Origin of the sequence: Paraburkholderia sp. BL27I4N3, assembly GCF_003386115.1 — a bacterium.
GTDB lineage: Bacteria > Pseudomonadota > Gammaproteobacteria > Burkholderiales > Burkholderiaceae > Paraburkholderia.
The window spans coordinates 6973915-6987562 of the sequence record NZ_QREJ01000001.1 but is presented as its reverse complement, the minus strand read 5'-3'; the positions used below and the strand labels follow the sequence as shown (position 1 = coordinate 6987562).

At 58.9% G+C, this 13648-nt stretch carries 12 protein-coding genes and 1 pseudogene; 7 read left to right on the top strand and 6 right to left on the bottom strand.

Going from position 1 to position 13648, the window contains the following annotated elements:
* Nucleotides 1–15: 15 nt before the first annotated feature.
* Nucleotides 16–1248 carry a porin gene (locus B0G71_RS31770; RefSeq protein ID WP_116146790.1) on the bottom strand — a complete coding sequence of 411 codons (1233 nt, stop codon included), beginning with the start codon at nucleotides 1246–1248 and terminating at the stop codon, nucleotides 16–18.
* Nucleotides 1249–1486: 238 nt separating this feature from the next.
* Here B0G71_RS31770 and B0G71_RS31765 point away from each other — a divergent pair, with 238 nt between their 5' ends.
* The 5 genes from B0G71_RS31765 (at nucleotide 1487) to B0G71_RS31745 (ending at nucleotide 6465) form a co-directional block, all read left to right on the top strand.
* Nucleotides 1487–2299, top strand: a complete 813-nt coding sequence (locus B0G71_RS31765; protein WP_116146788.1) for a helix-turn-helix transcriptional regulator — start codon at nucleotides 1487–1489, stop codon at nucleotides 2297–2299.
* A 140-nt stretch (nucleotides 2300–2439) separates the two neighbouring features.
* A complete protein-coding gene (locus tag B0G71_RS31760) occupies nucleotides 2440–3492 on the top strand; it encodes an aromatic ring-hydroxylating dioxygenase subunit alpha (protein WP_116146786.1) in 1053 nt (350 codons plus the stop codon).
* Nucleotides 3493–3500: 8 nt separating this feature from the next.
* A complete protein-coding gene (locus B0G71_RS31755; RefSeq protein WP_116146784.1) occupies nucleotides 3501–4562 on the top strand; it encodes an alcohol dehydrogenase in 1062 nt (353 codons plus the stop codon).
* The gene (locus B0G71_RS31750; protein WP_258875787.1) at nucleotides 4471–6048 is read left to right on the top strand and encodes an aldehyde dehydrogenase family protein; all 1578 of its coding nucleotides are present in this window, start codon (nucleotides 4471–4473) and stop codon (nucleotides 6046–6048) included. Before B0G71_RS31755 ends, B0G71_RS31750 begins: the two co-directional genes overlap by 92 nt.
* Nucleotides 6049–6240: 192 nt before the next feature.
* Nucleotides 6241–6465, top strand: coding sequence for an antibiotic biosynthesis monooxygenase (locus B0G71_RS31745; RefSeq protein WP_258875699.1), 225 nt, complete (start codon nucleotides 6241–6243; stop codon nucleotides 6463–6465).
* A gap of 353 nt (nucleotides 6466–6818) precedes the next feature.
* Here B0G71_RS31745 and B0G71_RS31740 read toward each other — a convergent pair whose 3' ends face one another.
* Genes B0G71_RS31740 through B0G71_RS31730 form a run of 3 tightly spaced genes read right to left on the bottom strand, consistent with a single transcriptional unit; the run spans nucleotide 6819 to nucleotide 9599 of the window.
* Entirely contained in the window at nucleotides 6819–7805 is a 987-nt protein-coding gene (locus tag B0G71_RS31740) for an NAD(P)H-quinone oxidoreductase (protein ID WP_116146778.1), read from the bottom strand.
* Between the two features lie 14 nt (nucleotides 7806–7819).
* Nucleotides 7820–8149 (bottom strand): carboxymuconolactone decarboxylase family protein, encoded by a 330-nt coding sequence (locus B0G71_RS31735; protein WP_116146776.1) that lies wholly within the window; start codon nucleotides 8147–8149, stop codon nucleotides 7820–7822.
* Nucleotides 8150–8162: 13 nt separating this feature from the next.
* Nucleotides 8163–9599, bottom strand: a complete 1437-nt coding sequence (locus B0G71_RS31730) for an NAD-dependent succinate-semialdehyde dehydrogenase (protein WP_116146774.1) — start codon at nucleotides 9597–9599, stop codon at nucleotides 8163–8165.
* 354 nt (nucleotides 9600–9953) lie between these two features.
* Here B0G71_RS31730 and B0G71_RS31725 point away from each other — a divergent pair, with 354 nt between their 5' ends.
* Complete coding sequence (locus B0G71_RS31725) at nucleotides 9954–10910, top strand: LysR family transcriptional regulator (RefSeq protein ID WP_116146772.1); 957 nt, start codon at nucleotides 9954–9956, stop codon at nucleotides 10908–10910.
* A gap of 678 nt (nucleotides 10911–11588) precedes the next feature.
* Here the strand turns inward: B0G71_RS31725 and B0G71_RS31720 are convergent.
* Nucleotides 11589–12059, bottom strand: coding sequence for an RDD family protein (locus tag B0G71_RS31720; protein ID WP_116146770.1), 471 nt, complete (start codon nucleotides 12057–12059; stop codon nucleotides 11589–11591).
* Nucleotides 12060–12207: 148 nt separating this feature from the next.
* On the opposite strand from B0G71_RS31720, the gene B0G71_RS31715 reads away from it, so the two are divergent.
* Nucleotides 12208–13470, top strand: coding sequence for a putative Na+/H+ antiporter (locus B0G71_RS31715; RefSeq protein WP_116146768.1), 1263 nt, complete (start codon nucleotides 12208–12210; stop codon nucleotides 13468–13470).
* A 52-nt stretch (nucleotides 13471–13522) separates the two neighbouring features.
* Here the strand turns inward: B0G71_RS31715 and B0G71_RS31710 are convergent.
* Nucleotides 13523–13648: pseudogene (locus tag B0G71_RS31710) on the bottom strand (phosphate ABC transporter substrate-binding protein PstS); the annotation flags it as partial.

Here is a 13648-nt window from a genome sequence, read left to right as displayed (position 1 = left end):
GGCGTTTTGCATCGTTTAAAAGGTGTGGACGATACCCACGCGGACGAGCAACTGCTTGTTGTTGGATGATGCGGTCAACTGTGTGATTGAGGCTACCGCAGGCTGCCCCAACGAGTCCGTTCCCGACGCCTTCTGATAGATGGCAAACGCGTAGAGCTCGGTGCGCTTCGAAAGCAGATAAGACGCAGCCAAGGTGTCCTGGTTGTACGTCGCTTCGCCGAACGAGCCAATGCTCGCCTTGTGCGTGTAGCCGTAGGACGCGTTAACGCTGAGGGCAGGCGTGAAGGCATAGCTGACGTTGACTTCACCATTGTTGATTATTGCCGTACCCGAGTATTTTGCAGGATTCGGTCCGGCTGTTGTATCTCCAAGACCGCCATAGCTTGCATGGGTGTACGTTCCACCGACGGTTAAACCGCCAAACCGATACTTCGTACCTGCAATGAGAAGCTGCATCGTATTGGCCGAGGCGAAGCCTGAGTAAATTGGGTTCGTCTGCACTGATGTGGCTGTCGTCCCGATTGTCCCCATGTTGTCCGTATTACTGCCTCCAGCATTTCCGTTTGTTCCGAAATAGGAGAGGTTCGGGTCTCGCGCATTTGTGTAACCGACGCCAGCTGAGAACGGCCCCATTGCGTATGTTGCCGCTAGAGACCAGATTTGATTTCGCCCCGGGGCTCCCGCTAGGCCACCAACAGAATACATCCCACCGACTGTTACGCCGTGAAAATCGGTCGACCGAAACTTGATTGTATTGTTGAGTCGAAACGAGTGACCTAAGTCATCGAAGTCACCTGGGTTAGCGCCCATGTGGCCAGGTATTTCTCCCGACTCTGAAAACGGCGCCAGCATGTCGGCGACGATGCTGTACTGACGCCCGAAGGTGAGCCGACCCCCTGGAGCAGCGAGGCCGACAAACGCTTGTCGCCCGAACATCAGCCCCCCTTGCGCGAGTCCGCCGGTATTGATGTTGAAACCATTCTCCAGTGTAAAGATGGCCTGGTAGCCGCCGCCAAGCTCCTCAGCCCCTTTTACGCCCCACCGGCTACCACCGATGCCTGCCGCGCCATCCGAGAGCGCGAATTGCTGTTCCCCCTTGAGCGCTCCCGCTGTACGGCCAGTTTGAACGTTGCTGGTGTAGGCAAACCCTTGGTCAATCAACCCGTAAAGAACAACAGATGTTTGCGCGTGCGCTGGCAACGCAGCAATGCCAGCGAGCGCGCTCGCCGCAATCGTGAACTTCCTCAACGTCTCCTCCTTTTGATTTACGAACTTCGACTTTCAATCAGGTGTAAACTGGTCCAACCAAATTGGTCCACCAGAATTGGTGGGCCAATCGTAGAAGGCAACAGGTCGGCTGTCAAACTGAGGACAACCCTGGAAGGGCTGATGGCGGCGAAGCTCGTTGAGAAGTACGATGCAGTTTGTAAGGTTGTGCCGCTCGCCAGTTCGTTCGTCCCGGGCGGCAACGGCCACGGAGAATGCAATGGAGACCCCAGCCAGAATTTCGGCGGATGCATGGACCGCGCACGCTATCGCGGCAATTGGTACTGACTCGTTTGGAAGTCAGCTTGAGCGCTATTTGATGGGCGTTTGCGGAATAGACTTCTTCGCCTGTTATCGTGTCAGACCGGATGCGGTAACGCCAATTGCATCGAGCGACCCAAAGCGTTTTGGGTCTGAGGCAAGGATTACGCTCTATACGCGCCACTCCCTCTGGGCTGCGGACCCTGCTTTAAGCCAAGCGACGGTGCAACTTCGTCGCAGCGACTTCGCTTACTCGCGATTAAAGAAGACGGACCTTCCCCAAGGACAACTGCGCGCGGAGGTCTACCCGCAGCTCGTCGACCGTATGCTTCTATGTCGTCACGGTAGCTCTGGCACCTACGCACTTAGCGCGTTGCGGTGGAGCGCCAGCCACCCATTTCAGCAAGACCAGATTGAGAATCTGCTCGCAGCGAGCCCTATAGTTTTTGCCCTCATTGACCGTCACTACGCCACGAGCGCGGCGACGCTCTCTCCCGCTGACTGCCTTGCTTCCATCGACTTGATTCAACAATGCCTGCACGAATGCACGGCGATGCCGCTGCGTGAGCGCGAGGTTTGCGCTCGTTTATTGGTTGGAGACACCATCGCAGACACCGCGCTCAAATTGCAAATTGGCACCGAAACTGCGCGTAGCTACGTGAAGCGCGCATATCAGCGGTTGCAAATCACTTCGCAGAGGGAATTGATGGTTGCATACCTTCGCCTGTGGCACGACTGGACCCAGAAAGGGAGGGTAAGTACCGAGCGATAAGTAGGGTGTTTGTCCCCCAGTGGGGTGGCAGACGCTCAATATGGCGGGAGATACAGTGTCTCAACCTGAAAACATGTGCGCATTTCTTTGCGGCGGCCCCACGCCGCTGATTGGTGCACCAACAGAACAGGAGACACGTTGTGTATCTACGAAATGCTTGGTACGTCGCAGGTTGGAATGATGAGTTCAAATCTGGTGCTCTGACTGCTCGCAAGCTGTTGGGAGAGGACCTGGTGTTCTATCGCCGCTCGGACGGAACGCTTACGGCATTGAAAGACCGCTGCTGCCACCGGGCGGCTCCGCTTTCGAAAGGCGAGCAAGAAGGTGACGCCGTTCGATGCATGTACCACGGCCTGCTTTTCGACTGCCAAGGGCGTTGCATCGAAGTCCCAAGCCAGGAGCGGGTCTCGGACAAAATGCGCGTCCGCGCTTATCCGGTCGAGATACACGACAACCTCGCCTGGATATGGATGGGCGAGCCGTCAGCAGCCAGGGCCGATGAGATTCAGCAACTGCACTGGGCTGATAAGGAGGGATGGTCCGTCGAGGAAGGGCGCTACATGCACTACGCCTCAGGTGCTCAACTCATCACGGACAACCTGCTCGACTTCTCCCATCTCGGCTTTGTACATGGGAAGTCCATCGGAACCCGCAGGCAAGGGAGCATCCGGCCCGAGACGGAGTTTTCCGAGGAGACAGTGCAGGTTCGATTCACCACGCTGAGTAGCGGAGCTCCTTCATTTGCCCGAGAACTCGGTGACCTGCCCAACATTGTCGACCGGTTCAACTACTACGTCTGGCATATTCGTGGAAATCTGTTCGTCCAGGACTCCGTGATTGCCCCCGTCGGTGAAGGCTATGAAAGCAACACGCCGAGGACCATCAAGCTGCATACCTTCATCGCGGTGACTCCCGAGACGGAGCACACCTCCCACTACTTCTGGGCAACGGCACACAACAACTTCCAGACACGCGTCGCCGATTTGACCGGCAAGCTGACTGCCCAAGTCGAAAACGCCTTCGACGAGGACCGTCGAATCATCGAGGCCCAGCAGAAGGTCATCATCGGTTCGCCCGATGCCCCGATGATTCCGATTGCAGCCGATGCAACCCTGTTGAAGGTTCGGCGGATGCTCGACGCGATGCTTGCGAATGAGCAGTTGTCGAACATCGCAGTCCACGTCGCCCAATGAAAAGAGCTATGCAAAGCTACGACATTACTGAGTGGGGTAAGCCCCTACAGCTCGTTATGCGCGACACACCTGCTCCGAGAGGAGCGCAAGTTCGCGTGAAGGTAGAAGCATGCGGCGTCTGCCACAGCGACCTTCATATTCAACATGGCGCGCTGGACTTGGGCAACGGGCAGAAGGTCTCGTTCGAAAGCGTCGGTGTCCAGTTGCCCTTCACGATGGGTCACGAAATCGTCGGCGTAGTTGACGCGGTCGGCGACGACGCGACCATCGCAATTGGAACAAAATGCGTCGTCTACCCGTGGCACGGTTGCGGCGAGTGCTTCAATTGCCGCAACCGGCGCGAGGTCGATTGCGAGAACGGCCGGGCCCTCGGCACTCGGAAGCCTGGTGGGTACTCGGACTATGTAATGGTGCCCCATTCGCGATACCTGCTGGATTATGGGACGCTCAATCCTTTGTTTGCAGCGACTTGCGCGTGCTCAGGGCTCACCGCGTTCAGCGCGCTGCAGAAGCTCCCGCCCCTGCTTGAAGACGACGCGCTTGTACTGATTGGCGCCGGCGGCCTCGGCTTGGCGGCGATAGCCATCGCGAAGATATTGACCGACGCAAAAATCATCGTCGCGGACATCGACGATGCGAAGCTCGCAGAGGCGAAGCAGGCAGGTGCCGATGCGGTCTTGAACACGCGGTCTCCCGAAGCCTTCAGAGAACTGCGAAAGCTGGCCCCAAACGGTGTTCGTGCGCTCGTCGATTTCGTTGGCAGCGGGACAACCGTCGAGATGTCCTTGAGCGCTGTTTCGCGCGGCGGGACGGTCATCGTAGTCGGCTTGTTTGGTGGCGCCTTAACAGTCTCTACAGCGCTCCTTCCGATGCGTAACGTAACTCTGCGCGGGTCCTACGTTGGTTCGCTGGAGGAAATGGACTCTTTGCTCGGGCTGATGCAAAGGAGTGAGCCACAACATCTGCCTGTTCGGCTGCATGCCCGCCCGATGTCGTCAATCAACGATGCACTCCGCGACCTCTCCGCTGGTCAAGTGCTCGGTCGCGTCATCGCAGTCAACGAAGCATAGCGACATTCAATTCAACCTGGAAATCGAGATGGTTTTGGACAATCCTGGCGCGGTGATGACCCACCTGCGCTTCAACCCCGTGCGCATGCTTATTGGTGGCGAACTCGTAGATGGTATCCATCATGCGGCCGTGATTGACCCCGCACTAGCGTCGGAATGTGCGGTTGCCCCGATGGCAACTCCGGAACAGCTCGAACAGGCGGTAGGTGCAGCCAATGCAGCATTTCCCTTGTGGGCAGCAACTCCCATAGCCGAGCGCCGGCGCCGCTTGCATCTGTTTGCAAAAGTGCTCGAGTCGAACGTAGCTGAGCTGGCGGCGATACTGACTCTGGAACAAGGCCGCCCGCTGGCACTGACGCGCGTCGAAATCGAGCGCGCCGCGATGTTGCTGAGAGCCATGCTGACCATCGACATCGGAGACGACGTGTTGCGAGACGATGATTCCGGTCGCGTCATCCTGCAGCATCGGCCGCTCGGCGTCGTGGGCGCAATTGCTCCCTGGAATGTTCCTATCGGCCTCGCCGTGCCGAAGATTACCCATGCGCTCTATACCGGCAACACTATCGTCCTGAAGCCTTCGCCGTACACACCGCTGGCTACGCTCAAGCTCGCGGAACTGGCTAAGGATGTATTTCCGCGAGGCGTATTCAACGTCATCAACGGCGACAACGACATTGGCGCGCTGATGAGCACCCATGCTGATGTCGCAAAGATTACCCTGACCGGCTCCATTGCAACTGGAAAACGAGTCGTCGCCAGCTCAGCGAGCACGTTGAAGAGGCTCACCCTCGAACTGGGTGGAAACGATGCGGCCATCGTTCGCAAAGACGTGAATCTGGACCAGGTTGCTCCCGCGCTCTTTGGCGCTGCGTTCGTCAATAGCGGCCAGGTCTGCATGGCCATTAAGCGAATGTATGTGCACAGCGCGATACATGACGAGCTGGTCGAACGGATGGCGGCGATTGCCCGCGGCACGTCAATGGGCGGCGGATTTATCCCGAATGTGAAGCTCGGCCCGGTTCAAAACCAGGCCCAATTCGACTCGATTCTTTCCGTGCTCAAAGAAACGAAGGCCGACCCGCGCGCTCGCTTTGCGGTGGGAGGAAACGCTCTCGATAAGCCAGGTTACTTCATCGAGCCGACCATTGTCACTGGGCTTACTCGGGGCGTGCGTCTTGTCGACGAAGAGACGTTCGGGCCCGTATTGCCAGTCATGCAGTACGAGGACGACGAGGACGCCGTCGCACAAGCCAACGCCGGCGAGTACGGTCTCTGCGCGTCGGTCTGGAGCGGGAACGTCACCGAAGCGCAGAACGTCGCTGCCGGTCTGGTCGCTGGAACAGTCTGGATAAACCGCCACGTCGGCGTCGACCCTCTGGTGCCTTTTGGCGGCACAAAAGAGTCCGGCTTGGGCAGGCAGTTCGGCAAAGAAGGTCTGCTGTCCTTTACCGAGACTCGCGCCTTGTATTTGCCACCTGGCGCTTAGCGCCACCTCGACCGCAGTCGTCCTCCAAAGGCGACGCGGTCTCTGGTGAAGGCGAGAAGCCCTGCGTGCTGGATGAGGTTCGTGAGATACGATGTGCGTCAAGCAGCAAGAAAATCTATGGAAGGCTCGACGAGAACACCGCCTGGTTTCCCCTCAACCAAGGCGTTGTTCGTACCGTACCTCGCAGAGCTCATGAAGACGATGCCGGAGGAGCCGACTTTCCTGAGCGTCGTGTTCAGCGAAGACTTTGCGGACGCAGGCGAATTGGTCTTATTCGAGGTATGGAACGGCACCCAGGAAGAGTGGCTCAGCGAGCAGCCTCAGAAACCCTACCGAGCCATCTACGACGATGCAACGAAGGACCTTGTCGCCGACAAGGAAGTTCGTTTTCTGGTGCCCATCGTGGTTCAAAACTAACTCTTCAGCTGTTCACGGCGGAACGTCGCGCCGCAAGCGCGCCTTCCCCGTACCGCCTTGGTTCCTCTTCCTACGTTTGAGCATTCTCTCTAGCATACATGCCTTGTTTTTGGAGTGCTCCTTGGTGAAGTTGAGCCTCGCCTTATCCTGAGCGAGGCCTTCAGACACGTTCCAAAGCATCATGAGATGCCCCTCGGAGCCAGGGTCGCCCGTCAGCCGTTCGCCTCAGGGCGCTAACTTCGCCACCCTGTCCGGTATCTCAAGGCTATCCCACAGTACCGATTGTCCCGCGACCGCTGCCGTTGATGTCCGACCATCCTGTTTGGGAAAGCACATCTCGTACTGCGACGGCTTTAGCACATCGTCAGGATGATTTTCCCAACGTTCGCCGACGATTCCATACGCCGATGAGCATCTGCGGCAAGCCCTAGAGGGAACGTGCTGTCTACGACAGGCTCGAGGCGCCGGCCACCCGAGAACCGATTGAGCCAGTGCTCACGGAAACGTCGCACCATGGCGTGCTTTTCAGCCTGGGCGCGCGACTTCATCACCGTGCCGATAATCTGGATGTGACGATACAGAATGGTCTCCAGGTCAACACTCACCTGGCCGCCCCCGCCCAGAATCCCGACCTGCACCAGACGCCCACCATTCGCAAGCGACGCAATGTTGCGCGCAAAATATGGCTCACCCACGAAATCAACTACAACATCGACGCCCCGGCCTTCCGTCTTCCGGGCAACGACGTCGGCGAAATCCAGGGTGTGGTAATCGATGGCATGGTCAACACCCAACTGGACAACGCGTTCCAGCTTCGATGCCTCTGCGGTCGCGAAGACCGTCGCTCCTGTCGTGTAGGCCAGTTGGACCGCAGCAGAACCGACCCCGCCGGCCGCCGCGTGAATGAGCACGGAGTCCCCTTGCTTCAGGCGTCCAAGATGCATCATCGCTTCATGCGCCGTGACGAACACTTCGGGGATGGCCGCCGCGTGCACGTAATCGAGCTGTTCCGGAATCGGCATCGCCATGCGCCAGTCGATGCGGGCAATTTCGGCATATGCGCCACCGCCGACCACACCCATCACCCGGTCGCCGACCTTGTAGCCTTCCACCGATGCGCCGACTTCCAGCACTTCGCCCGCGATTTCCAGCCCCATGATGGTCGAATCGCCGAAATTCGGGCGGCCGTAACCGCCACGTCGATGCGTGAGGTCAGCGCGGTTCACGCCTGCTGCACATACACGGACCAGCAGGTCGTCGGGGCGCAGTTCCGGGTCTGGAACGTTGGCGAGTTTGAGTACATCGGCGTCGCCGAATTCGTTGAAGGTGATTGCTTTCATGATTGCGTGTCCTGTTATGCCTGTACATCGCCGAGCGTCGATTGCGCCGCGGCGGAAGCCGAGATAGCGGCCGGAAAACCCGCGTAGAACGCGAGGTGGGTGATGGTTGCTGCAAGTTCTTCGCGCGTGACTCCGTTGCTCACGGCCCGCCGCAGATGCGCGGGGAGTTCGTCGTGATGCCCTCCAACAATCAGGGCGGCGACAGTCACGAGACTTCTGTCACGCGGCGACAACGCTGTGTCGGCCCAGACCTGCGGAAACAGCACGTCGTCGACGAGTTCGGCGAGTTTCGGTGTGAATGCGCGCGCGGCTTCGCGCGGGCTGTCGAAATTGACTTTTGACATGGTTGATGCTTCCTCAGACTTGGCTGATGAATTTGTTGGTGAGATAGAACTCGATGCCTTCGGCGCCACCTTCCGAGCCGATTCCGCTTTCCTTAAGCCCGCCGAAAGGAAGCTCGGTGGCCACGATGCGGTACTGGTTGATACCAATCATCCCGGCTTCCAGGCCGTCGCCAACGTCGATGGCAGTGCGCGCGTTGTTCGTGAACGCGTAGGCCGAGAGGCCATACGGCAAGCGGTTCGCTTCGGCGAGACCGTCTTCCAGTTGGTCGAAACGCATCAGCACTGCGATGGGGCCAAAGGGTTCTTCATGCATCACGCGAGCATCCATCGGCACGTCGGCAAGCACGGTCGGTTCGAAAAAGTAGCCATCTCCTACGATGCGTTTGCCACCGGCGAGCACCTTCGCGCCGCGCGCCACCGCATCGGCGACGAGTTCTTCCATCTTGGCAATCTGGCGCGGATTCGCGAGCGGCCCGACCTGCGTGCCGGGCTGCATCCCGTCCCCCACCTTGAGCGCCTTGGTAGCAGACACGAAGTGCTCGGCGAACTCGTCGTAGACCTCACGCTGAATCAGGAAGCGTGTCGACGAGATGCAAACCTGGCCGGTCCCGCGGAAACGGTTCGCCGCGCCTTCGACGGCGGCCCGTTCGACGTCGGCGTCCTTGAACACGAGCACAGGGCCATGGCCGCCGAGCTCGAGCGTAATCGGCTTCACGCCCTCGGCTGCCCGCGCAGCAAGCAAACGACCGATGGGAACGGAACCTGTGAACGTCACCTTGCGGATAATCGGCGACGCAATCAGCGTCTTCGACACCTCGTCGGGCACGCCGAACACTACCTGCAGCACGCCTTTGGGCAGACCGGCATCGTCGAGGGCGCGGGCAAGCGCCAGCGCCGTCGCCGGGCTTTCCTCGCCGGGCTTGATGATGACGCTGCAGCCAGCGGCCAGTGCCGCCGATAGCTTGCGAGCCGGCGTGATGGCCGGGAAGTTCCAGGGCGTGAAAGCAGCGACGGGTCCGATGGCCTGCTTTTTCACGAGTTGCTGCACACCGGGACGATTGGACGGCACCACGCGACCGTCGATGCGTCGCGCCTCTTCTGCGAACCACTCGAAATATTCGGCAGCGCGCAACACCTCGTCGCGGCTTTCCGCGAGCGGCTTGCCCTCTTCGAGCGTCAGCAATTCGGCGATGTGAGCGGCGCGCTCGCGAATCAGGTTCGCACCGTTTTTCAGAATCCGTGCGCGCTCCGCCGGTACTGTTTTGCGCCACACGTCGAACGCGCGCTTTGCCGTTTGCAATGCCTGCTCGAGGTCAGCCCCGGTTGCGAGCGGCACGCGGCCCAGTTCCTGCAACGAGGCGGGATTGACGACCGGAGCGGTATCGCGTTCGCTGGCTGCAATCCATTCGCCATTGATGAAAAGATACAGGGAGTCGTAGTGAGCGTTCATTGTTTCCAACCTCAATATAGTGGGCAATTCGAAATGAATTCGCACTCAGGCCAGGCCAGATAATTGAGCTTCCCCCAACGTAGTCGGGTCTAGCGAGACTGGAGGGGGGCTTTGGCTTGTGGCTGTCAGTGAGTGCCTGTCTGCGGAACCCAGTCTAGGCGGGAAGCCCGAACGGTTTTAGCCAGGGCAGAAGGAATGATTCTTTCCGTGAGAGGGAGAATCCGCGCGCCCAACGCGGTTATGCTTACAGAAATGCAAGGCAGCACTCGCCTATGACGGCCGGACGCCCGTGCACCATGGCGCGTGGACTGTGCGGCGCCGAGACGATGAAATCAGACGAATGGGACTGGTGGGATGGATAAGCTATATAACATGTCGGTTTTTGTAAAAGTCGTCGAAATGGGGAGCTTCACTGCGGTTGCGAACCACCTCGACACCACTGTGGGAAACATTTCACGCGCGGTCTCAGTGCTTGAGGAGTCGCTAGACACAAGGCTCATGCAGCGCTCGACGCGCCGCCTTGTCATCACCGATGCGGGACGGCGGTTCTACGACCGGTGTGTCGCCATCCTGACCGACGTGGAGCACGCCGAAGCCGAAGCGCGTGACGCCCTGCTTGAGCCACGTGGCACGTTGCGCGTCCACTCGGTGCCAGGGCTTGGCCGCATTCTGGTGACTCGCGCCGTTTTGGCGTACCGCGACTCGTATCCGGAGGTCTCGGTCGACCTTCTGCTGTCCCAGCGCATGCCGAACCTGCTGGAAGAGCAACTCGACGTCGGTATCGTGATTACTCGAACACTGCCCGACTCAGCCTACGTCAGCCAGAACATCGGCACGAGTCATTGCATCCTCGCAGCATCACCCGAGTATCTGGCAGCCCATCCGGCACCGACGTGCCCGGAAGACCTTATCGACCACCAATGCGTGCTGCTCGGGACAGTCGATTACGCACCCGACGAGTGGCGTCTTGAGAGCGCTGCTGGCGACGCGACCTTCCGCCCCACGGGACCGCACTTCAGCGTCAACGATATGGATTCGATGTCACAAGCGCTGCGCGACGGTGCGGGCATCGGCCTGCTCGCCGCATTCTCCGCGATGGATGACCTGCGCAACGGCACGCTTGTTCGCGTACTGCCCGGGTACCACACACATGTTCGCAACGTCTATGCGGTCTATCCGTCTCGACAGTTTGTCGACGCGAAAATCAAGCGGTTCGTCGAAACGCTGAAGACACATGTGGGGGAGTATCTGGACGCCTACGCCAAAGAACTCGAGATTGAGCCGGCTGTGTCGTTGTCGACAGGGCGCTAGCGCCATCGGGGTAAGGCAGACGAACCGACCTTCTTCGGAAGCGAAAATGGACCGGCGGTAGACACGAACGTATCCAAACCGTTTCGGCAAGCCATCACACCGAACGGTCGTGCCGTTGTGGAAAGAAATGAGATACCGGGCCTTATACAGATGGGCTTGGACCTCGCTTCGCTTTATGCCGCCTTGGCCGACCTGCACTGGCTAGATAACGAGCACCGTCCCTCGGCCTAAGCACCCCAACCCACAAGTCCCCTTGTTTCACCTTCCTTCTTTAAGCATTCTCTTTAGCGTACATCTCTTGTTTTTGTGAATGCCCCTTGGTGAAGTTGAGCCCCGCCTTATCCTGAACGGGGCCTTCAGACACATTCCGAAGCGTCTTGAGATGCCCCTCGGAGTCAGCGTCGCCCGTCAGCCGTTCGCCTCAGGGCGCTAACTTCGCCACCCTGTCCGGTATCTCAAGGCTATCCCACAGTACCGATTGTCCCGCGACCGCTGCCGTTGATGTCCGACCAGTCGCGCGGCTGCTCCGCAATGCAGGCAGCAGAATGTATACGGCGCAACAAGGGTGATGATTTCGCATTCGAAGGACGCGCTCGGAAAAACTAGCCGCGAGCCAGGCAGATTTGGCTGCAAAATAATTCAGGTGGAATCGCAGCGAGGAGGTGATGCAGGAAATCTCTACGGAATTTGAGCAGGTGCCAAACCAGCGATGACAACAGTATTTGCCATCCGGTCATGCAGCGCTTGTCTACGCGGATTGAACGGAACCCATAGAAATCCCGCTCCGCATGTAGCGAAGGTGAGCATGTAGCCCGCTGTGCGCAAGAAAGCTTGCCTGACCGTCATTGGCTGCCCCGTATCTGCATCCACGATTTGCAATCGCAAGGCGCGCTTACCGGGAGATGTGCCCCATACGGCCCAAAGAATGCCAGTCACGAGAATCGGGACGCACTGGCCAACCAGCAGCCAAAACACAAGAGTCGAAGCAAAGGCGTCAGGCGCCAGCAGCAGGTCTTGAGTTGAAGGTCCGAGAGGCACGAAAAGCACGATGACGGTCCACCAAATCGAATCAATGAACAAGGCCCGAGCGCGCTGGGAATAGGTGGCGTAGCGCGTAGTATTGTCGGATTGTCCGGGCGATTGCGGCATCAATCAGTTCCCCTCGTCGAGCGATTCATCTTAGCCTGAGCAGGCGCCGCGGATGCAATGTCCTCGCCGCCGGACCGATTGATGTGTATGGTATTTGTAATATTATGATGGCGTCGTCAACACGAAAGCGTCTCCAGCCCCTTATTCAATGCCTCATTCTGTTGAAGTTTCTGCCGCCGTTATCTTTGCCCTTGCGCTCATTCATACGTTCGCCGTAGCACGCATTGAGAAGCTGTCGCACCGCTTCCCGCGGCATGCCGGCGTCTTCCACTTTCTCGCGGAGGTGGAGGTCGTCTTCGGATTCTGGGCGCTGATTCTGTGTCTCGTGATGTGGGCGCTCGTCGGGTCACACGCGACCATCGAGTACCTGGAGCATCGTGAATTCACGGAGGCGCTGTTCGTCTTTGTCATTATGGTGGTCGCCGCGAGTCGACCCATTCTCGTACTGGTAACGGCCATTGTGATGCGGCTCGCGCGGTTTCTGCCTGTGCGCACCGAGGTTGCCGTTATCTGGTTCTCCCTGTCCGCCGTTCCCCTCCTGGGCTCCATCATCACTGAGCCTGCGGCGATGACACTCGCTGCGCTATTGCTGCGCGACACGCTGTTCTCCGCGCGAAGTTCCGAGCGGGTGAAGTATTTCGGCTTGGCGTTGCTTTTCGTGAATGTGTCCATCGGTGGGGTCATGACGGCGTATGCAGCACCGCCGGTGTTGATGGTCGCGAGTGCCTGGGGTTGGAGCACCGGATTTATGGCAGCCACCTTCGGATGGAAAGCAGCGCTCGCAGTTGTTTTCAATGCTACGGCTTTCGTCGCCCTGATTGCCAGGAGCTTGCCGACGCCCCGAGGGAGCGAGGGTGGTACAACCTCACAGTCCCAACACGTACCGGTTGGCGTCACGCTAGTTCATCTCGCGTTTCTCGCGCTGGTCGTCATTAACTCGCATCACGCTGTCGTGTTCGTCGGGGCGTTCCTCTTTTTCCTGGGCTACACGCACGCTTACGAACGCCACCAGTCGCCTCTCATGCTGCGCGAAAGCCTCCTGGTCGCGTTCTTCCTTGGTGGCCTGGTTGTGCTCGGCGGACTACAGCAATGGTGGCTTCAGCCGATTGTGCGTTCCATGGATGCGATGACACTGTATTTCGGCGCAACAGGTCTGACGGCGGTCATGGACAACGCTGCCATCACGTATCTCGGGTCGCTCATACCTGGGTTATCAGACGGCGCAAAGTACCTGCTCGTGGCAGGAGCGGTGACGGGCGGAGGATTGACGGTGATTGCAAATGCTCCGAACCCGGCCGGCCTCGCGATACTTGGAAACCGGTTTTCAGGAGGCGCAGTGAGTCCGATGAAACTGCTCGGCGCCGCGCTCATGCCAACCATAATCGCAGGCCTAGCCTTTCTGGTTTTGTAGGCAGGTTCGGTGGTTGACTGGCATTGCCGTGCCCTATTTAGAGACCTTAGACGTCGGCCCACTTCGTGTAAATGGGTGCAGCGAAGGTGCTACCGGCGCCAGTGATGTCGGCGGCAAGAGCGGCGGAGCAGAGAAGTGCACCGCTCAGACAGGCAATGGCAATCAATGTTGGTTTCAT